This window comes from Bacillus sp. FSL K6-0993, assembly GCF_037977205.1.
Taxonomy (GTDB): Bacteria; Bacillota; Bacilli; order Bacillales; family Bacillaceae; genus Bacillus; species Bacillus subtilis.
Map to the genome: position 1 here is coordinate 3,523,098 of NZ_CP150275.1, position 22,335 is coordinate 3,545,432.

The window sequence follows — 22,335 nt, forward strand, 5'->3', positions numbered from 1 at the left end:
TTCTTTTTAAGCTCAGATTGATGGTGAATAATGGCATTCTGTTTTATCTTGCACCATCACCCGTCCAAACTACTTTACAAGTTTTTAACATAATTTTTAATTCTAAAGTGAAAGTCAGATTGCGAATGTAATATAAATCAAATATCAGCTTTTCCTTCGGCGTCATATCGTAACCGCCGTTCACTTGAGCCCAGCCGCTCAATCCCGGTTTAACAACCAGACGCTGTGTAAAGCCTGGAATCTCATTCTGGAATTTTTCCGTAAATACAGGCCGTTCCGGACGAGGGCCAATCATACTCATATCGCCTTTCAGCACATTAAACAGCTGAGGAAGCTCGTCAATTCTCGTTCTTCTGATAAAAGCTCCGATCCTTGTCACCCGCGGATCTTGCTTCTGTGCCCAAACCGCCCCAGACTTCTCGGCATCTATTTTCATGGAACGAAGCTTATAAAGCTTAAATGGTTTCCCGCCTTTCCCTACGCGTTCCTGCGTATAAATGGCAGGCCCCGGCGTCTCCAAACAAATCAATATTGAAAATACCGCAATCATTGGCAGCGCAATCGCCAACCCAATGAGCGCAAACCAAATATCCATTACGCGCTTTATTGCCAAATAACGAGCCGTCTTTTCAGATAATGTAAAAGAATGTATTTGCTGAACTGAGAATTCACGACTCACATTCATGCTTTTCTCTGCACTCACTGACACACACCTCACGATTTGTTTGGGATGTTATGATGACCTATGCCAGTCAGTTTAGCAGACGGATGTTAATTGGATGTAAATGGTATGTTAAGAAGTGTGAATTTGTTATTTTTTCTGACATTTACCCGTAAACTTTTTATTGTTTTAGACACTTTTTTTAAAAATTAAGCATATTGTTTAAAAAAAGAGACAAATCATTTTACTGATTTGTCTCTTTTCGTTGAGAAGCATTTAATATTGAAAATAAAACTTTGATTTAGAGGTTAACAGCTTGTATTGAACCTCAACCATTTTACTAAAGAATAACATGGATTTTCGTTCCACGTTCCGTGTGTCCAGGACAATTGTTTGGTTATCCACTTTTGCACTGATTTTATTTTGGGAAGTATTTATCGCAAATTCAATTAATCGCTCTTTCTTTACATGAACTAGCTGTTCAAGCAAACTCTGCACGTTTACCGTCAATTTTGTGCAATTAGGCTCTAACTCTATACGTTTTACCGGTAATGAGATTTCAGACTGTCCGGTATTCACAATGATTTTTGAATGATTTGGCAAACAGATTTGCTTATCTTTAAAAATAAATGATAAATCTTTTGATTCTGTTTCATATGAAAGTTCTGCTTCTGTATAGGCATGTTTCTTTATATCAATCGAAAGATTATCGTAGTTCATTGTGAAATATGGTCTTGCACTGAAGACAAACAAAGCATTATGCCCTAAATACATCGTTTTTGTAGAATACTTATACGCAGCACGCTTGTTTCCGATTCTCGCCCTTAATTTGTAGCCGTCTATCGACGATTCAATAAAGAAATCCCAAACGCCTAAATCTTCTTCTGCAGATGCCAGTTCATCAAACTTGCACTCAAATGTAAATGTTGAATTTTCATACTTAGCCGGCGCAATGTATTTTTCCGCCTTTGTATCGCGATGAACAAATACTCCTGTCAGAGATTGATTTTGATTCATTTCATCATCAACCAATTTGTGTTTAATGGTTCCTTGAATGCTGAGGCTGCGATCGTTAAATTCAATATTTTGCAGATAATGCTCAAGCTTATTTTTATAATTCACTTTTAATAGTTCTTCAGAAATTGGATATCGCTCTAAGCTCGGATAACGTGCAATTAAATCCCCGTTATATACAACACAGAACTTTTTAATGTCTTGTTCCTCACGCTCATACTGGGTTAACCCCTGCAAATCATTATTCCGAATAAACAGCAGACGCAATTTGATATGCGGAAGCACAAATTGATCAGCCTCTTCAGGTACTGCATGAATAAATGAAGACAAATATTTAAACCATTCAGCTCTTTCTTCATCGGTCTTCATTTTTATTGTGACATTTTTTGTCCGCGAAAAATCGAAATGCCTGTTTAAAAATACTGCCATCAGTTTAATTTTTCTTCCTTCTTCCAGGTCACTAGCCTTGATAGCAGAAATAATATCTTCCATTGCTCCATAAAAGTTCTCTGGGGGAACATAAGCAACACTCATATGTTCACCGTCTCTTTTGACCAGATAGTAATAATCATAGTCAGCTGAAACAGAAATCTTCTTTGCCTTTAAATAAGCGTTCATTGTGAAGACTTGATCTTCCGCTGCTTTTATGTGAGTAGGGAAGATGATTTGATTTTCTTTTAAAAGTGAGGCTTTAAACAGTTTTTGGGGTCCCAATGTGAAAACAATTTTGGAATCAACCAAATCAACATCTGGGTTTGTTTCCTTAAACATTGATTTGGGAACACCTCGGCCGTTTATCCCTTTTAACTTACCTAAAGTAATATCTGAATCATTCTCTTTTGAGAAATTGTACCATCTTAACAATGCTTCATTGCCTAGATAGTCATCGGAATCAACAAACAGGATGTATTCACCTTTGGCAATTTTTATTGCATCATTCCGCGGCGCACCTGGACCGCCTGAATTTACGGTTCTTTCAACAACAACAATATTGTCATATTTCTTTTTATATCGATTCAAAATGTCTAAAGATGAATCCGTAGATTTATCATCGACACATATAATCTCATAATCCTCTTTTGGCATCGTTTGGTTAACTAAGCTATCAAGACATTCGGAAATAAGATCTTCTGAATTATATACAGGGATAACAATGCTTATTTTCATCGATTACCTCACTACCCTAATGGATCGGTTATATTTTTGCCTGATAATTATATCAAAAACATCTGTCAATAAGAATAGGCCTAACCTTAAATTTTGTTAAACTTTTACATAGCATATGTGGTTTAAAATTTTTCTCATTTTATCGTATAAAAAAGCTTGCCGGCAATTCCTGATGGGTTCTGCCGGCAAGCCGCTATTGATGTCTACTAATTTAATCCCCTAATAATATCCAATGATTCCTTCATATATTGCTTGAGCTGCTTTTTCTTGATACAAAGCACTCTTTAACTTACTTGCGTCGTTCGCATTTGAAATGAACGCCAGCTCCACTAAACTGCTCGGCATCGTTGATTCTCTGATGACATGGAAATTCCCGATTTTCACGCCGCGGTTTTGAGTATTGAGTGCTTTATAGAGTCTGTTTTGTATTTCTGTCGCAAGCCGTTTGCTGTTTTCTGACTCATATTTTGTATAATAGTAGGTTTCAGTACCGGTTGCTGCTGGGCTCGCTGAATTGGCGTGAATACTCACAAACAGGTTTGCATTATTGCTTTTTGCTTTTGCAACCCGCTCTGAAAGCTCTAAGAAAACATCTGTAGATCTGGCCATAATCGGAATGGCTCCACCATTGGAAAGTTTGCTGTTTACAAGCTTAGCAACGGCAAGGTTAACATCTTTCTCCTTTAAACCATTACCGACCGCTCCGCTGTCATAACCACCATGTCCTGCATCCACAAATACCTTTTTGCCAACAATCACATTTTTCAGCTGATTCACAACATTTGTGGTAACTGAAATGGTTCCCCCAAGAACTGTGAAAGTGTTCTTGCTATTTGATCCGATGACTGTTCTTGTCGCAGTCGGCAATGAACCGGCGTCAGTAAATAGCATTGGGCGATTTTGCTTCGCCGCCAGCACAGAACCCGCTAAAGCATCTGCATATTGATAGCCATTGCTGACAAATGCAGCTTTTGATGAAGAATAATACTTTTTCGCTATGTTGGCAGCCACTTCAAAACGGCTGTTCCCGCCGATCCTTGTTGGTGATGGCAACTGGCTGTAAACGCTTTTTGAGACACTGATTTCTCCCCCGACCACAATAGTCGATGTTGTTCCTTTGCTGTTCATCGCATTTTTCGTTGGTTCGGGAATAGAGCTTGCAGTCGTCAGAAGAATTGGAATACCGTTACGGGCAGCATAAGAACCGATTGCCAGACTGTCAGCATATGCCGTTCCATTTGCGATTACTGCTTTTGAATTTGAAGACAATTTTTTAGAAATATTTTGAGCAACTTCATAGCGGCTTCTTCCGCCGATCCGTTCCACATTGGAAATACCCAATTTTTTAATGTCGCTTACAACGTTGTTAGAAACACTGATCGTTCCGCCAATGACGATGACCTTGCTCGGTTTAAGCTGGCTGATTCTGTCTTTAGTCGGTGCAGTCAGTTTAGATGATTCCGTCAATAGAATCGGGGCATTGTATTTGTAAGCCAAAGGTGCAGCAGTTAATACATCGGCATATGCTGTTCCGTTTGCTATAACAACCGTGCCCGCACTGCTCCAGCCTTGTTTTGATACATTTACTGCAACCTCATATCTGCTTGCTCCATCCAGCCTTGTAACAGAGTTGGCCGCAAACGCATTTGGTACAAATAACACGACTCCTAGTATCAGCATAGGTATGCTTTTAAGAAAGATCCGCAAAGATAGTCCCTCCAAAGATTCATAATGATTCATAAATCAAATAACGAACAAAGGAGGCATCTCGCCTCCTTTGACTCTAACAATCTTTTAATAGCTTGATAGAGTTGTTCCCGGATAGTAAAAACTTAAAATTGTTGTATAAGATTGTCCGGCAGCTGCTCTGGCATTGGCTCCGTACTGACTCATGCCTATGCCGTGTCCGTATCCTTTACCGCTAATGAGAAAGGCGTTTGTATTGCTTGAGACAGAAGCATATGTACTCTTCATATTGGAAGCGCCAAGCATCGTTCTCAGCTCTGTTGCAGGTACAGTAATTGTTGCTGTTTTTTCACTGAGGCTTCCATTTGACAGAATATAGCCATTTGATTTTTCTTTCACGAAATATGAGAATGTGACGCTTGCTGTTTCCGGCCGCTGACCGGCAGTTTTCTCCGTGCTGAATTTCACACTGGATATTTTCGTGATTTTGATAGACTCGGCATTGCTGTATTTATTTTTAATAAACCAGCTTTTCAAACCGCTCAAATATGATGAGTTTGTTTCATTTTTAGAGCTCCACCAAGAACCCGGGCTTTTCAGATTCAGACTGCTCTTATCAAGCTGGGTTTTATTTAAAGACAGAGACCAGCTGATTTGCGGGTCGTACGTATCTTTTTTGGCGATTAAATAAGGAAGCTGGCTGCTCCACACCTCACCGCTCGCTTCTGTGTAGCCGCCGTTGCTTGAGGAATACGTAGCTGAAATCAAATTCCCATTGTATTTCAAAACTTTTCCTTTTGTAGCTTCGACCACTTCTGAAGTTTTTGAATTCCAGTCATATCCGCCATATACCTGAAAAGCGGTGGTGTCTTGTACTTCTTTTCCGGCCGAACTGATGGAATAAGTTCTCGCTGCGACAGCTTGGGCTTTAAGCGCTTCTTTCTGCCAGCTGGCCGGCATTTCATGAGGAACAACACCCTTTAAATAATCTTCAAAGGGGATATTCACATTGATTGGCCGAACATATTTGCCTGACTCTATTGTAAATTTCATGTTTCCGAGATATGGCGTTCCGTTCAGACTGATAGAATTTGTAGTTGCATATTTTTTAGGCTGTGCTGTAAAAGACGTTCCAAGCGTCTTGATTGCAGTACTGTTTTTATAAAGCACTAGGTTTCCGCCGGTTAACTTGACTGTATATCCAGTTCCTGCAAAAGTATCTGCCAGTTTGTTCTTTAGCGTATCACTGATGGAAATGCTTCCTCCAAGCAGCGCAAATGACTGAGTTCCTTTTGACGCTACTACATCAGCGACTGGTGACGGAAGGCTGCCTGATTCAACCAGCAGTAAAGGGCTTCCCTGCTTTGCTGCAAGCACAGATCCCGTTAATGCATCCGCGAATGTTTGGCCGTTTGACATAAATACCTTTGTTGCTTTCATATTTAATTCTTTAACGATATTGGCAGATACCTCATATCGGGAAACGCCGCCAATCCGTTTCACAGTTGCCTTCTTTTTTAATGCAGCTTCCACACCAGTGCTGACACTCAACGGACCGCCGACAATTGTAACCTTGCTTGGAATTTTGTAATCACTGCGGATGTTATTGTCTCCCGCAAGTAAAATCGGATAACCGTTCATTGCAGCATATGGCGCGATTGACAGGGCATCCGTAAAGACCATGCCTGTGGCCACTACTGCCTGGCTGTAATTCCCCATCCGATCGGCTATGTTTTTAGAAACCTCGTAACGGGTTGCTCCGCCAATCCGATCGATAGAACCATATTTTTTTAATGTATTTTCTACATTTTTAGAAACACTGATTGTCCCGCCAATGATGAGAATATTGTCAGGATTTAATTTTGCAATTTCGCTTTCTGTTTTTGGTGTTAGCGAATCTGCATCTGTTAATAAAATCGGTGCATCGTACTTTTTGGCAAGTGGGGTTGCTGAGAGCGCATCGGCAAAAGCGTCCCGATTCACAATGACCACAGTCGTTGGATTTGTCCATCCGGCAGAGGCGACATTATTGGCAACATCAAAACGGGTTGCTCCTCCATATCGCTCCGTATCCGCAATTCTTGAGCCGGGAATTTCATATCCGCCTGTGATATCGACATCCAAACTTGATTTGCTGCCTACATAATTACTCAGCTTAACCGAAATGGTTTTATCAGCGGCTTTCGCAGTCTGCATAAACGCCGGACATGCTACAGCCGCCGCAGTGACTGACGATAGAAGCAAGAGCTTCATTTTTTTCAAAACATGGAACCCCCTAAGAGTTTTTTATTACTTTGTCTCAAGATCCTTAAGCATTAAAGCGCCATTTGAATCTTTTGTATATTTGACAACAACTTTTTGCCCTTCTGAAATGTTGTTCATTTTGTCCTGAAGGTCTGAACCAACCTGAATCGACGTCTCTTTATCATCAATAGTGACTGCAATTGTATGGCTGTCCGCCAAACCGGCAAAAGTGCCTTCCTTCGTTACTGTCTCTTCTGCAGCCGCATCCTGGCTGTCTGAATTTGTTTCTGCTCCTGATGAGTTCTGAGCTGTGCCGCACGCAGACAAAAGAAGCAGCATTGAGAACATTAAAATAGCAATTTTTTTCATTCCTATATCACCTCTCCACTTTTTATCGACAATTTTAAGCTTATTTTAAGATTTCTTTCAAAACAACGAAAAATTTTTGCGGATTTTCTTAAAATACCGAAACATTTGTTACAAGGAGCCGTCTATTGTAAAGAATCAGACAAATTTTAGTTGTTTTCAAATATTAAGAAACTTATAATCGTACTAGATTACAAAAAAGCGAGGACTTTATTATGAGAGCTGAAAAAAGAAAGAAAAAAAGAAAGGCGTTACTTGTCATTTTAGCCATTGTGGCCGTATTTGTACTCGGAACAGGCGGCTATGCATACTACTTATGGCATAAAGCAGCATCAACCGTGGCAAGTATTCATGAAAGCATTGATAAATCGAAAAAGAGGGATAAAGAGGTCAGTATTAATAAAAAAGATCCTTTTTCCGTCTTAATCATGGGTGTGGATGAACGCGACGGCGATAAGGGCCGTGCCGATACGCTCATTTATATGACCGTTAACCCAAAAACGAATACAACCGACATGGTCAGCATTCCGCGTGACACGTATACAAAAATTATCGGAAAAGGCACAATGGATAAAATCAACCATTCATACGCTTTCGGCGGCACGCAGATGACGGTAGACACTGTTGAGAACTTCCTCGATGTTCCGGTTGATTATTTTGTAAAAGTGAACATGGAAAGCTTTAGAGACGTTGTTGATACACTTGGCGGCATTACAGTTAACAGCACATTCGCGTTCAGTTATGACGGTTATTCGTTCGGCAAAGGAGAAATCACGCTGAACGGAAAAGAAGCGCTCGCTTATACCCGGATGAGAAAAGAAGATCCGAGAGGCGACTTCGGACGCCAGGACCGCCAACGCCAAGTCATCCAAGGTATTATTAATAAAGGCGCTAATATTTCTTCCATCACGAAATTCGGAGATATGTTTAAAGTTGTTGAAGATAATGTGAAAACGAACTTGACCTTCGATAACATGTGGGATATCCAGTCCGATTACAAAGGTGCGCGGAAACATATTAAACAGCACGAACTAAAAGGTACAGGCACGAAAATCAATGGAATTTACTACTACCAAGCTGATGAAAGCGCCCTTTCCGATATTACAAAAGAGCTGAAGGAAAGCCTCGAAAAGTAAAACAAAAAAGAAGCTTCGCACAATGTGCAAAGCTTCTTTTTTATTTGCCTGTAAATGAATCCGGTTGTTCTTTCCGATACCCGTAATGAAACAGCAATTCTTCCACAATCCGGCGAGAAGCCTCTCCATCTCCATACGGATTAGAAGCCTGGGACATTTTCTTATACTCATCATGATCAGTTAACAGCTGTTTTGCCAGGTGATAAATGTTTTCCTCATCCGTACCTGCAAGTTTCAGCGTTCCCGCTTCCACTCCTTCAGGCCGTTCCGTCGTATCACGCAGAACAAGCACTGGTTTCCCGAGAGATGGGGCTTCCTCCTGCACGCCGCCCGAATCTGTCAATATAAAATGCGATTTCGCTGCAAAGTTATGGAAATCAATCACCTCTAAAGGTTCAATCAGATGCACTCTGTCAGAACCACCAAAATGCTTCTGAGCCGCTTCCCGGACAACAGGATTCAGGTGCACAGGGTAAACGACTTGTACATCTTCAAATTCCCCTACAATTCTGCGGATGGCCTTGAACATATTTTCCATTGGCTCACCCAAATTTTCCCGGCGGTGAGCGGTCAAGAGAATCATTTTATCCTTACCCACCTGATCGAGAACAGGATGTGAGTAACCATCCCTAACCGTTGTGTTGAGTGCGTCAATCGCTGTATTGCCCGTTACAAAAATAGAGGCGGCCTTTTTGTTTTCTTTTAATAAATTGTCTTTCGCCTGGCCTGTCGGAGCAAAATGCAAATCAGCAATCGCCCCTGTCATCTGTCGATTGAGCTCTTCCGGAAACGGGGAATACTTATTCCCTGTACGGAGCCCCGCCTCCACATGACCGACAGCAATTTGATGGTAAAAAGCGGCTAGGCTTCCGGCAAACGTCGTCGTCGTATCACCATGGACAAGCACAATATCAGGTTTGATATCTTTAAACAGCTCATCCAATTTCACAAGTGCGTTGGACGTAATCTCTGCCAGTGTCTGGCGCTCCTTCATAATGTTCAAATCGAAGTCAGGCTTGATGTGAAACGCGTCTAACACCTGATCGAGCATCTGTCTGTGCTGTGCAGTGACCGTTACATAGGAATCTATTTCAGGATATTTTTTCAATTCAAGCACAAGCGGTGCCATCTTGATCGCTTCAGGCCTGGTCCCGAAAACGGTCATAACTTTTAGTTTTTTCATATTTGTCACCTGGTTTCTTTGTTTAACGGGCTGTTAGATAGAATTTCGATTGGTCCGATTGTATAAATAGATCTACTTTCTTCTTTATTTTAAAGCACCATAGCTTTTTTTCAATATTTTTACTGCAAAAGTACACACTGACATCCTTTTTCGGAACCAATGTGGTTTTATAAGAATTAATGGATAAAACAATATTGGTGTTTTGTAAATAAGCCGGAGCAAACTTTTGCTGAACGAGATTCCGATCAACCTGTATCACTGTCCCATCAGCTGAACTGATTTGATTTTTTATTGGTATTAAAAACTCTTGGTTATTGCATTCGAGCAATAATAAAGATTGCTTCGGAAAAAACAATTGGCTTCCAGGAAATACGAACGTTAAATGCTGGTCCGAATCATTATCTCTGAATTCGACTTTCAGAACTTCCTGCTTTCTGATATCCACCGACAAATTATCATAGGTTTTAGTAAAGTACGGCCGTGCGCTGAAAGCATATTCCCCGTTATTCCCAATATATTTAGCATGTTTTGAATAAGGATACGGTTCTCTGCTGCTGCCAATTCGGACGCGTTTTTTATAGCCGTCTATCCCCGATTCAATAAAGAAATCCCAAACACCAATATCTTCTTCATGAATAGCCAAATCAGTAAACTTCGTGAGAAATTCAAATTCTCCGTCCTTAGAATACACTGGGGAAATGATTTTTTCAGTTTTTCTATCACGGTGCACCCAAATGCCGTATAAAGTTTGCATAGCTTGATGCTCTGGTTGTAAAGCCGTGTGGGTAACCGACCCTCTTAATGTGAAAGTGTTGTCCTTCATTTGAAATTCGCTCACGTAATGACTGATTTTGTTTCTGTCATCAACAATCCGTTCATTCTCTGCCAAATGATATGAGATAAGGCTGGGATAGTTTGCTATGATATGACCATTTTTAACTGACGTATATTGTGCCATATTTTCTTTATCAGCTTCAAACTGCTTTAAGCCCTTTAGGTCATTATGGCGTACAAAGTGTAATTTTAACCGCGTATGAGAATGAACAAGTTTATCAATTTCCCGTGGTATATTTTGTTCAACAAAATGATGCAGCTCTGTCATCCATTTTTGCTGCTCCCGTTCGTCCTCGATTGTTACGGTAAAGTCCGTTGTTCTGGAAAAATCAAAATGACGATTCAAAAACTTCGCCATAAACTTCATTTTGCGATTATGTAAAAGACGGCTATTACGAATCATATCTATGATTACCTTCATTGCGCCATAGTAGCTTTGAGGCGCAACGTATGCAAACGTCATATGCTCGCCGTCATGCTGTACAGCATAGTAATAATCATAATCGGCCAGGACAGAAATTTTGTCCGCTTCTAAATAAGCCTGCATGACAAATACCTGATCCTCTGTAGCCTGTATATTAGAGGGGAAATATATGTCATGCATTCTAAGCAGTGAAACTTTAAAAAGTTTTGTCGGTCCTATTGAGTAAACAAGCGGAGATTTTACAAGATCCGCCTCAGGTTTCGTTTCCTTAAAAATAGCTTGCGGGACCGATCTGCCGTTTACACCGACCATTTTCCCAAGCACAATATCTGAATCATGCTGTTTTGCAAATTGATACATTCTCTCGAACGCTTCGATTCCTACATAATCATCGGAATCAATAAAAAAAATGTATTCACCGTTCGCAGCACGTATCGCTTGGTTTCGCGGCTCCCCCGGCCCTCCCGAATTTTTTTCTCGTTCTATAACCGTTATATTAGAATACTGTTCACTGTACTTTTTTAATATTGAAACCGTGCCATCCTGTGAACAATCATCTACACAAATAATTTCGTACTCATTATTCGGCATGGTTTGTTGAACCAGACTATCCAGGCAGCGGGAGATAAAATGTTCTGAGTTGTATGTGGGTACTGCTGCAGTGATTTTCACCATGACACCTCTATCCTTATCCGCTTCTATTTCTTCACATAAAGCTCATATAATGAACAAAAATGGTGCAAAAACGTACTATTTCGTTATTTCAAATACTTCTTCCCATCTTTCAAATAATCGGGCTTCACTATATTCAGTATCCATTAAGTTCTTTGCATTTTTTCCGTATTGAATGGCTCTCTCAGGGTTGTCGTACAAATAAATGATACTTTCAGCAAGCAGGTCAATATGATCAGGTTCTACAAGCATTCCCGTTTCGTGTTCTTTTATGAGCTCCCTCGGGCTGTATTTCACATCAAAACTGATAACAGGGGTTGCGCACGAAAACGATTCACAAATCGCGAGACTAAACCCCTCAAATTTTGATGTTAATAATGTGGCAAGCGCCTGCTGATAAAATGGAGCGGGATTTGCGACATACCCTTTTAAATGTACATTATCTAACTTAAGATCATCGATCAATTGCTGGTATTCCTCATAGCCGGGACCGCTGCCATATATATTCAGGACAATATCCGGCCGGGATTTTTTTACGATTCCCATTGCTTTTATGACCTTATCGATCCCTTTTTCCTCATGATATCTGGCCACCATGACAAACTCGTTTTTCTTTTTTTCATACGTTTGTAATTTTTCAAGCCTTCTTGGTGCATGAGGAATAACAAAAATATTATTGTTCGACTCAAAATCCTTCATGATATCTTCTTTTTGTTCATTCGTTAATACGATCAGCCCGTCATAATCCTTAATATGCTCCATCGCATATTGATGATTGTTTCGAACTTTGCTGCCTAACGTATAAGGATAATCTAAATGATTTGAGTGAACACAGTAAAATCGTTTTGCCAATCCTGCACGCATTTCATTTACTTTTGAAGCACTTCCGACTCCATCACAGATGATAATAGGGTCCTTTTCTTTCTCACATAACGTTTCAAGCCAATGTGTATGAAACTGGTGCTTGTTTTTGAAAAATACAGCTTCCTTTTCACCACGGCCAAACAGCATAACTCCTTGACTGGCTCCTGTTTTAAAATGGTACCATTCTGTTAAATAACAGAAACCGTCGGGTGCTGTGTAGTGAATTTGATTGATTTTTCCGCTTCTTGTATCGAAAATCACAGTTTTATTTACATAACCGCCATGAAAGAATTCTCGCTTTGTCATTTGCATATTTTCATTGAAATGATCTACATATAAAAGATTATCCGACTCATCCCATTTTTTCTTTTTTATATATAAGCCATTCTTGAAGTATTCCGTTTCTAATTTTTCCTTATTATGATACGCAGCGTATGGTTCTTCAAAGCGATTACGATTTTGATCATAGTAACTTTGTTGCACTTCCCCAACTTTCATATGCTTATGCTGATTTTTATAGTCATCATAAATATTGAGGATATTCACATCAGCATGCAGCCTTCCAGCGCTCTTCAGCACTTGCTCAATCTGATCATAATTGTCTTTATAATCAAGTGTAACCAAATCGATTTTATGGCCGCGCTCCGCAAATGTAAAAGATCTTGACATCATAGAGCTTGTAATGCCGCCTTTTTCAATGTCTATTTCATATATTAGTGAAAAGATCCTTCTCATCTTCAAGCTCCTTCTTCTGGTAAAACCTTGTCTGCTATTTTTTCACAAACAGCCGTTTCATTAATTTTCTCCGAAATCCCTCGGCAGTCTGAACACTCAAATAATTATTTTCTTTTTCTAAAGTAACTTGCCAGCCTGAAATACTTTGTTCTGATAATGGAATTTCCTTTGAATCGGTTATTCGCACACCTGATGCAAAGAAGCTATTATCCCACTCGGAACAGAGATACAATTCAATGGTGGACAACTGATCTAATACAGAGTGAATACGAAGTGTACCGCTTACGGTAAATATTAGTTCTTCCTCGCTGTTTACTTTTGCGTTAAACGTGCTTTCAGTGCCGCTCTTTTTATTTTTTAACTTCCAATACATTTTATGGCGGCCAACAGAATGGGGAGGAATGCAGCCTTTAAATTCAACCTTGGATGACAAATATAAATCGGATTTTGATTGCCATTCTGCCATTAACAGCTCAACATTCATATCCTTCAATTGATTATTAAATGGCACCTGATCTATTAGTTTGTCCACAAAACGCTTGCGGGTAAACGGCTCTTCAGAAACGTAATAAATATTTGTGCGAGGCCCCGTATTTTTAATTATGTCATGATATCTCTTCAAGGAAGGAACCACGAAAGCATCAAGGTGGCCTATTTCCTTTTCAGGGTTTTCCAACATCTCATTCGTCTCTATAAAACCTAGATACATGGAGGAATATTCAACTGAAAGAGTTTTTAATGTAGTATATAACTCAATTTCAGAAGTCATAAATAAATAATCCGCTTCCTTTATCAAGCGGCTCAGAAAATAACGGGAAAGTTCATTTTCTGAATACAATACACTGACTATATTCTCTTTTTCGTCAAAAATGACAATTTTTTCAGTTGTTCCATCATTCTTATACCATTTTGTCATATAACAAGTGCCATCTGCCCTTAAATAAAGATGCTGCTTCGGTTTGTTAGTGTCCAGATCCATGTACATTAAGCTGTGTACATATCCAGACAAATCATATTCTTCCCTTTTAAATCTTTGCCTGCTTTCATTAAAGTAATCAATGACAGCAAGTTCTCCTGATGCTGTAAACCTTTGATATTTGATATAACGTCCATTATTGTAATAACGATAAATTGGCTTATTTGGTTCTTGAATATATGTTAAACCTTCTTGTTCAATCGGATGCTTGATTTTATCCTTCTGAGGTTCAGAACCTTTAAAGTAGCTGTACATATTAATAACAGCAGTATCTTTAAAAGAAGAAGGCCCATTGGGCTCATGATGTAAAGTGACAATTTCCATTGGATAATTCCAATCGATCGTATTGATACTAAACTTTTTTGCAGCATTCAGCTCTTGACAAACAAATGCTAATTTTGGAGTAGAAACCTTAATCGTCATCATCTATTTATTACCTTTCGAATAAATTCGTACAGTCACATTTTCAGAACTACATTATATCACTTTTGCTGAGCAGGCTCTAGAGATGAAGAAGCTGTTATATTTCTTGAAATACCGGATCAGGTGAAACTGTTTTATCTATCAATTAATGATATTTTTGTGTATTTCCTCGACCCCAAAGTCACTGAATTGACTCTTGTTTAATATTGGTTTTTCTTATATGATTAAATGTGTTTAACAGAATGAAAATAGGGTATTGATGAGAAAAGAAACTCAAACATTTTAAATACTCAGCATTCAAAAGAGTGACCCTAAATCTGTTCTTAAGGAAGGTGCTTTGAAATTGAAAAAAGTACGTAAAGCCATAATCCCTGCCGCAGGTCTCGGAACGAGATTCTTGCCGGCTACGAAAGCAATGCCGAAAGAAATGCTTCCTATCGTTGATAAACCTACCATTCAATACATAATTGAAGAAGCTGTTGAAGCCGGTATTGAAGATATTATTATCGTAACAGGAAAAAGCAAGCGTGCGATTGAGGATCATTTTGATTACTCTCCGGAGCTTGAAAGAAACCTAGAAGAAAAAGGAAAAACTGAGCTGCTTGAAAAAGTGAAAAAGGCTTCTAACCTGGCTGACATTCACTATATCCGCCAAAAAGAACCTAAAGGTCTCGGACATGCTGTCTGGTGCGCGCGCAACTTTATCGGCGATGAGCCGTTTGCGGTACTGCTTGGAGACGATATTGTTCAGGCTGAAACACCAGGGTTGCGCCAATTAATGGATGAATATGAAAAAACACTTTCTTCTATTATCGGTGTTCAGCAGGTGCCTGAAGAAGAAACACACCGCTACGGCATTATTGACCCACTGACAAGTGAAGGCCGCCGTTATCAGGTGAAAAACTTCGTTGAAAAACCGCCTAAAGGCACAGCACCTTCTAATCTTGCCATCTTAGGCCGTTACGTATTCACGCCTGAGATCTTCATGTATTTAGAAGAGCAGCAGGTTGGCGCCGGCGGAGAAATTCAGCTGACAGACGCCATTCAAAAACTGAATGAAATTCAAAGAGTGTTTGCTTACGATTTTGAAGGCAAGCGTTATGATGTTGGTGAAAAGCTCGGGTTTATCACAACAACTCTAGAATTTGCGATGCAGGATAAAGAGCTTCGCGATCAGCTCGTTCCATTTATGGAAGGTTTACTAAACAAAGAAGAAATCTAAACAAAAAGGCTATTGGACATTCATCCAATAGCCTTTTTTATTTCAACATCAAAGTCAGTGTATGCTCTTCATTATCAACGGCGAAGACCTGATCAGCTGTATTCACAAGAAAACGCTTCTTGCTGCTGTCATACAATACATCGCTATCACTTAAGGATAGTGACGCCGGGTTGATAGGAGAAATGTTATGAAAAACAAGCTCTGTTGCTTTATCATTCTCCAGCACATAGCTGATTTTTTCATAATCAAAATCTAACGTTTTTCTGCCGTCAGCTGTATCCCCTTCAGTATATCCATTCAACTTGGATTGAATGCTGGTTCTGCTGTCTCCCAGGAATTTCAGAAAGTATTCATAGGAAGATGCTGCGTTTTGCGAGACATAAGACGTAAATGCAGCGGCATGCAATTCAGCATGTTTCATGTTAGTTGCAACAGCGCTCTTTTTCACAAAATAAGACTGTCCGTTAAAATTAATTTTCGCTGTTTGTTTGCCTTTTGCAGCTACCGTCACTTTTGTACCGAATGGCAGTGTAACGTCAGCCTTCTGTTTCAAACCCTGATCCTTATAAGCAGCCACTTTTTCATTTGCTATAAACCCTTGCTTATTGACTGCGGTTAAGCGTTCCTCTGACTTGCCCTTTGCATTACCATGATGATTCTTCACTTCATTTTGCGGAATAGCCCCAAACGAAGCAATTGTACGAAGCGGGGCATTAAAGAACATCGTTCCCGCCATGAAGACAGTCAGAATAGATAAAATAGCAATTTGAACCGCATTAGCCAATGATTTCGGCTTTTTCTTCTTTTGGCGGAAACGGGCAAACGCTTCAGGATCTTCTTTCTTCCTCTCTTCCGTCTGCTCTTTTTTATATGTCTCTTTTTCTTTTTTCGACAGCTTATTAAACCAGTCAATAAATGCTTTATACTCTTTGACAACCGTTTTTGTTTCATCAAACATACGAAGCTCGCCATAGTGCATCCAAGCAACACGGTCACACATTTTTTCAATCTGACCGATTGAGTGGCTGACAAAGAAAATCGTTTTTCCTTGCTTTTTAAACTCATTTATTCTATCTACACACTTCTGATAAAACGTTTGGTCCCCTACAGAAAGCGCTTCGTCAATAATTAAAATGTCAGGGTCAATATGCACGGAAATCGCAAAACCGAGACGCGATTTCATCCCGCTGGAATAGTTTTTAACCGGCTGATTAATAAAATCGCCAATCTCAGCAAATTCAACGATGCTGTCATACATCGCGTCAATTTCTTTATTGGTTAACCCCATCATCAAACACTTGAGCCGGACATTGTCCCGGCCCGTTAATTGGTTATTTAAACCGGCAGCAATCGCAATCAGCGACGGCTGACCGTTCATTTCAATTTCACCGCTGGTCGGCGGAATAATTTTAGCCAGCAGGTTAGACATGGTCGATTTTCCTGACCCGTTTATTCCTACAAAGCCGATTGTCTCTCCCTCATACACGTCAAAGGAGACATTCCGCACAGCAAAAAAACCATTATCCTTAGCCGGAAAAAACAATCCTTTAATCTTGTCCGATTGTTTTTTATACAAATGATACTGCTTTGAAACATTTCGAAACGAAACTTTTAGTTTCATCGTACAATCTCCTTACGTATTAAAGAAAGTCAACAAACTTGTCTCTGAATTTCATATGCAGAATAGAACCCACTAACAATAAAAGGAATGTGAACAGCCAGAAATACAGCGTGTACTTCATATCTTGGAAAAACCATTTTCCGTCTAAGAAGCTGTTCCTAAATCCTTCTATCAGATAAAAAATCGGATTCAGCTTAAGCACAGGCAGAAGATTCGGGTGATTTTTCCCGAGCTGCTCTGAGATATTCCAAAAAATCGGAAGTAAAAAAAACAATAATCTGGTTACGGCCTGCAGCAGAAATTGATAATCTCTGACAAGCACACTGATTGTAGAGTTAAACAAGCTAAATGAAAACATAAACACAATCATGCAGATTAAATAGTAAATATATTGTATCCAATGCAAACTAGGATAAATACCGCTTGCTAAAAGGACAATGACATAAACACCCATCATTACAAAATAACTAAATAAATTTGAAGCAATCACGACAGAAGGCAGTGAACTGATCGGAAAATTCATTTTCGCCACCATATTGATCCGTTTAAATACACTGTTTGATCCATCCAGAATCGTCGGGCTAATAAAAAACCACGGGATCAAACCAGCCAGCATCCAAACAATAAAAGGCACTTCTCCAATACCTGTTATGACTGGCTTGCTGTTACGAATCCCCATACCAAATACAAACCAATACGCCAGCATTTGAATGAGAGGATTGAGAAACTGCCATAATACACCAAGATAATTCATCTGATACTGAGACTTTGTCTCATATGAAGCTAAGCGCAAAATTAAAGGAAACGATGTCACTTGCTCTTTTACGATTCTTACTAATGCATTCATTGTTTATCTTCCTTAGACTTAAATGATTTTTTGGATCTTTCGGTTAAAGAAATTTGAAAGCACCGGTGAATATTGTAACAGATATTGAGGTTTTTTTCACTTAAAGAAAATCATTGTTTTTTAGCTAAAAAACAGTGCAAACTTCATAAGAAGTTTGCACATACAAAAAAGGTTCTATATTTCGAGTATATTTTCATAAATTCTTTTTGAATTGTTGGCATCATTATATTTGTAAAACTTTTCAATACGTTTTTTATAAGTCTCTTCAATTTTACAATCATTCTTAATATACTCAATTGTGGTATTTATGATTTCCGTCTCACTTTTAACAATTTTCCCAAAGCCCATATTATTATAATCAAAGTAACCGGCCTTATAATGGTATTCGCCTTGATCAAACTGATAGTATATAACCGGCTTTTTCATATAAGCAAAATCAAAAAATACACTTGAATAATCTGTTATTAATAGATTTGATTGATTAAAGTATGTTTGATAGCTTGTTTTATAATCTGTAAACGTAACATAATCATTTTTATCAAAATCTTTAAGCTGCGTTTGCATATCTGGATGTGGAACAAACAAAATTTTATAGCCTGCTTTTTTTGCAGCGTCAATAAGATTCTTATCATTAATTAGATTATTATATCTTTTGAAGTATTCACTCTGTTTAAATGCCTTATTATACGGTCTCTCTCCTTTTACCTGATCTTTTGGTGGAACTAAATTTTTTCTCCAAGTAGGCATAATTAAAATTTGTTTGCTATGATTATTTTCATTTTTTTTCAAGTTATCATATCTTGCGAGTCCTGTTAAAGCGATGTTTTCATCATTAAAGTTGTAATCACCCTCAACAAATTCACTATATTCTAAAGGGGATGAAGCCACTATCCTTCTAATATCATTATTATATCTATTAAGCCAATTAGAAAGGTTTTCTTTTACAATACCATGCTGTAAAAAAACAAAATCAAAAGTGTATAAATTACTATATACCTTTTTCCTGTTAAAAAACGGATTTATAACCCAATTATCACAATGTGATGAAATCAATTTATCACTTAAAAGAAACAATATCTTATGTTTCCATGATCTGTAAGGTACTACTTTTCCTATTTTTTTTAATCTCTTATAATCCGGAGAATCTTTTTTTATTATAAAATAAGATTTAATTTTTTTATTGTTTTGAGTCTGAACATACTTAAACAAATGTTCTGCATTATCATCAGCTTTATCTTGCCTATCCATAAAGATCCAAATACTTTTTGTTTTAAGAAGATATAAAAACAGCCATAGAGTTCTGAATCCAAATGTTTTGATGTCCTTCATTTTCTTTAATTTTATTTTTTTTAAATACTGCAACTCCAGTTTTAAAACTTTTTTCTTTTTAGTTTGTCTTAATCGTATCTTTCCGTTTTCATAAGAAACAATAAGTTTGTTTAAAGCAGTATAATTCATTCCCTTTTTTACGTTAAGTTTCGAAAACTTTTCAAACTTCAACTCGACCGGTACTACATGACTGTCAACAGATAAAAATAGTTCCACTATTGAATTTTCATTAATTTTAGAAAAAGGAATTCTAATTTCAAATCCCTTATATGATTTAACAAGGTGATTGACTGTATAGATATCATGAGTCTTTCGATCTATTTCGTTGACTGCTAAATCTTTTCCGTTTAATTTTGCAACGATATCAAATTGAGATTTGTCAAAATAAGAACCTAAATTTCCGGCTATTATTAATTCATTCTTATCCTCATAAAGTAATTCAATAACTGGTTTTTGATCTTTAAGTGAACATACAGTACTTCCCCAGTGGTTTTTCAGTACTACATCATCTTTAGTAAAATGCAAACTATATTCTTCTGAATGAGTTTTATCGTATTTTAAATTATATAAAAAGTTTCTCCGGTGTATGTTTAATTTTTTTTGAGAATATAGCATAGTGAAACTTATATATTTTAAAACTGACTTTAATTTAATAAAAAATAATTCTCTTTCTTTCTCGTTAAGTACTTCACTGGCATCTCCAACGTTAAGTCTCCATTGAATGTCATACATCACTAAATACTGGACATAATCCGGTACTTTGTTAAGCTTTTTAAAAGTATATTCTAAGGTTTCTAGTGAAAACTTATCTAAGTAATCAAGGTACCAATCTTTATCTTTTGGCCCCCTTTGGGTTGCAGAACTTTCATCATCTCTTTTTCTATAATGATAAAGAGCCTCTTTTACTATTCCATACTTTTGTTTATCTAGGATAATTTGCGTCAACAATTTAGCATCTTCAGCATATTTTAAGGTTTCGTCAAATTTTCTACCCTTTATAGCCTCAACCTTAATAAATGCACTTGATGAAGACAGTTGTATTGCATTATACTCTTTATTTATATCGACTACACGTGTTTTATAAAATTTATACTGAAGCGGATGATCCCAAGTTACTTTTCCAAATAACTTTAAAGGTATTGCTACTAAATCAATATTTTCTTTATTTTGTTCAAAAAACTCTGTTATATACTTTAATGCGTCTTTATCAAGTAAATCATCGCCGTCTAAAAAATTTACATACTTACCTTCTACATTAGTTAAACCTAAATTTCTAGCCTTACTAACTCCACCATTTTTTTGTTTTTTATAGACGATATTTTCGGGATATTTTTTTGCGTACTTCAAACATACTTCGCCTGAATTATCAGTACTTCCATCATTAACTAGAATAAGCTGTATATTGTCCTTAAAACCTATTGATTGTTCTAATACACTATTTATTGTTTCTTCTAGATAGTTTCCAACATTGTAAACAGCTATGACTATAGAATACAAAAATTTGTGATTATCGGCCATCATTAAACTCCTTTAAACTTTTAAAACACCTCGTAAGATTTATCAACTGCTTCAATAAATTTCTTGTGGATGCTCTGAGCATTAAAACTGTCTTTTTTATTAAATGAACAGTATTAAGTTTTACTGTAAACTGATTTGTTTGTAGTACAAAAGAAAATTTAAAAATCCATATAGGCAGTTTGACTTGAAAACCTGAATATTTATAATCCCTAACTTTTTTTCCCCATATAACGATATGATCGTCTAATTTTCTTTGTTTTGAAGTATATTTTTTATTTCCAGAAATCAATAATATTTTGTCGTTTGATTTCATATCGTAATACTCATTTATGAAATGTCCCTTAATAATAAAGTAAAAGCTCTTTAATCTCATACTAGTAATTGTTACATTTTTCGTTTCCAAAATACTAAGGTTTATTTTGTTAAGATCATTCAGCTGACTGCCCTTAAGTTGTATAAGGAAGTCCTTATAATAGCTAGACATGTCTTGTTCTAAGATAAATCTATCTTCGATTTTCAATAAAATATCTTTAAACATATTTTTAAATATGACGAACTCTTCTTCAGTAAGTACTGCGCTCACTACGTCTCTATTTTTAGGGAATAGAAATAACTTCATATGATATATAATCAAAAACTGAATATAGGGCAACACTTTTCCGTGTTTTTCAAGAGAATACTCTATTAATGGTAAGTAGGACTGTTGTAGAAAAGGAATATATCTTTCTTTCGATAACCATACAAGATCCACTATTGAGTTTTTTTCCACTCTTTTTCTATAAAAATACTTTCCTTTACCAATCACTCCATATTTTTTTTCTATGATTAATAACCTATTAATTAGCAAGGCGTCTTCCCAGTATTTAATATCTTCGTCAAAAATTAAACTCCCTTCATCCAATAGCTCTTTTCTAAAAAAACTTCCTCCTATAAAGAAGTGAGGTGAATTGTATTCAGTCTCAATATGTATAACTCTTTCACCTTTTAAGAAACGATAATTCAATTTATGTTGACCAGTTTTTATGCCAAAATAATAAATAGGTAATACTGAAATTTTCACATCAAAACGCATAAAAAAAAGGTGAGTTTCCAATAGTGCATCTAGTGAGAGTTGATCATCAGAATCTAAAAAACCGACATATTTGGACTTTCCGGAAACATATTTCAAGCCTTCATTACGAGCTTTAGAGGGACCTGAGTTTCTAATTCTTATATATTTAATATTATTAGGATATTTACTTCTTAATCCTTTACACAAGGAAGGGGATGAATCAGTACTACCATCATCAACCATAATAACCTCAATATTTTCTAAAAAACCAATTGATTGATTTATGATACTATTTATAGTTTCACCTAAATACATTTCTGAGTTATAAATCGGAATTATTATCGAAAACATTCTAGTCACCT

The 22,335-nt window shown here is 37.4% G+C and carries 15 protein-coding genes; 2 read left to right on the plus strand and 13 right to left on the minus strand.

The window, feature by feature from the left end; genetic code table 11:
• Positions 1–43: 43 nt before the first annotated feature.
• The 5 genes from MHH79_RS18290 to MHH79_RS18310 all read right to left on the minus strand — a co-directional run bounded on the left by MHH79_RS18290 (position 44) and on the right by MHH79_RS18310 (position 7,141).
• Entirely contained in the window at positions 44–703 is a 660-nt protein-coding gene (locus MHH79_RS18290) for a sugar transferase (protein WP_340034794.1), read from the minus strand.
• Positions 704–937: 234 nt separating this feature from the next.
• On the minus strand, positions 938–2,842 hold the full coding sequence (gene tarQ / locus MHH79_RS18295) for a (poly)ribitol-phosphate teichoic acid beta-D-glucosyltransferase TarQ (RefSeq protein WP_063334754.1): 1,905 nt from the start codon (positions 2,840–2,842) through the stop codon (positions 938–940).
• 219 nt (positions 2,843–3,061) lie between these two features.
• On the minus strand, positions 3,062–4,549 hold the full coding sequence (locus MHH79_RS18300) for an N-acetylmuramoyl-L-alanine amidase (RefSeq protein WP_047183280.1): 1,488 nt from the start codon (positions 4,547–4,549) through the stop codon (positions 3,062–3,064).
• Between the two features lie 87 nt (positions 4,550–4,636).
• Entirely contained in the window at positions 4,637–6,790 is a 2,154-nt protein-coding gene (locus MHH79_RS18305; RefSeq protein WP_038427951.1) for a SpoIID/LytB domain-containing protein, read from the minus strand.
• Positions 6,791–6,817: 27 nt separating this feature from the next.
• The gene (locus MHH79_RS18310; RefSeq protein ID WP_063334755.1) at positions 6,818–7,141 is read right to left on the minus strand and encodes a hypothetical protein; all 324 of its coding nucleotides are present in this window, start codon (positions 7,139–7,141) and stop codon (positions 6,818–6,820) included.
• 212 nt (positions 7,142–7,353) lie between these two features.
• Here MHH79_RS18310 and lytR point away from each other — a divergent pair, with 212 nt between their 5' ends.
• Positions 7,354–8,274 carry a transcription antiterminator LytR gene (lytR, locus tag MHH79_RS18315; protein ID WP_015251104.1) on the plus strand — a complete coding sequence of 307 codons (921 nt, stop codon included), beginning with the start codon at positions 7,354–7,356 and terminating at the stop codon, positions 8,272–8,274.
• Positions 8,275–8,314: 40 nt separating this feature from the next.
• Here the strand turns inward: lytR and wecB are convergent, their stop codons facing one another.
• The 4 genes from wecB to MHH79_RS18335 form a co-directional block, all read right to left on the minus strand.
• Positions 8,315–9,457 (minus strand): UDP-N-acetylglucosamine 2-epimerase (non-hydrolyzing), encoded by a 1,143-nt coding sequence (wecB, locus tag MHH79_RS18320; RefSeq protein ID WP_100505891.1) that lies wholly within the window; start codon positions 9,455–9,457, stop codon positions 8,315–8,317.
• A gap of 22 nt (positions 9,458–9,479) precedes the next feature.
• Complete coding sequence (locus MHH79_RS18325) at positions 9,480–11,390, minus strand: glycosyltransferase (RefSeq protein ID WP_340034795.1); 1,911 nt, start codon at positions 11,388–11,390, stop codon at positions 9,480–9,482.
• A gap of 75 nt (positions 11,391–11,465) precedes the next feature.
• The gene (locus MHH79_RS18330) at positions 11,466–12,986 is read right to left on the minus strand and encodes a glycosyltransferase (protein WP_340034796.1); all 1,521 of its coding nucleotides are present in this window, start codon (positions 12,984–12,986) and stop codon (positions 11,466–11,468) included.
• Between the two features lie 34 nt (positions 12,987–13,020).
• Positions 13,021–14,388, minus strand: a complete 1,368-nt coding sequence (locus MHH79_RS18335; RefSeq protein ID WP_100505893.1) for an alpha-glucosyltransferase N-terminal domain-containing protein — start codon at positions 14,386–14,388, stop codon at positions 13,021–13,023.
• A gap of 340 nt (positions 14,389–14,728) precedes the next feature.
• Here MHH79_RS18335 and galU point away from each other — a divergent pair, with 340 nt between their 5' ends.
• The gene (galU, locus tag MHH79_RS18340; protein WP_003227944.1) at positions 14,729–15,607 is read left to right on the plus strand and encodes a UTP--glucose-1-phosphate uridylyltransferase GalU; all 879 of its coding nucleotides are present in this window, start codon (positions 14,729–14,731) and stop codon (positions 15,605–15,607) included.
• A 37-nt stretch (positions 15,608–15,644) separates the two neighbouring features.
• Here the strand turns inward: galU and tagH are convergent, their stop codons facing one another.
• The 4 genes from tagH to MHH79_RS18360 form a co-directional block, all read right to left on the minus strand.
• Positions 15,645–17,228 carry a teichoic acids export ABC transporter ATP-binding subunit TagH gene (tagH, locus tag MHH79_RS18345; protein WP_063334760.1) on the minus strand — a complete coding sequence of 528 codons (1,584 nt, stop codon included), beginning with the start codon at positions 17,226–17,228 and terminating at the stop codon, positions 15,645–15,647.
• A gap of 19 nt (positions 17,229–17,247) precedes the next feature.
• A complete protein-coding gene (gene tagG / locus MHH79_RS18350) occupies positions 17,248–18,075 on the minus strand; it encodes a teichoic acids export ABC transporter permease subunit TagG (protein ID WP_003235506.1) in 828 nt (275 codons plus the stop codon).
• A 174-nt stretch (positions 18,076–18,249) separates the two neighbouring features.
• Positions 18,250–20,925 (minus strand): CDP-glycerol glycerophosphotransferase family protein, encoded by a 2,676-nt coding sequence (locus MHH79_RS18355; RefSeq protein WP_063334761.1) that lies wholly within the window; start codon positions 20,923–20,925, stop codon positions 18,250–18,252.
• Positions 20,912–22,324 (minus strand): glycosyltransferase family 2 protein, encoded by a 1,413-nt coding sequence (locus MHH79_RS18360; protein WP_063334762.1) that lies wholly within the window; start codon positions 22,322–22,324, stop codon positions 20,912–20,914. Before MHH79_RS18360 ends, MHH79_RS18355 begins: the two co-directional genes overlap by 14 nt.
• Positions 22,325–22,335 lie beyond the last annotated feature (11 nt).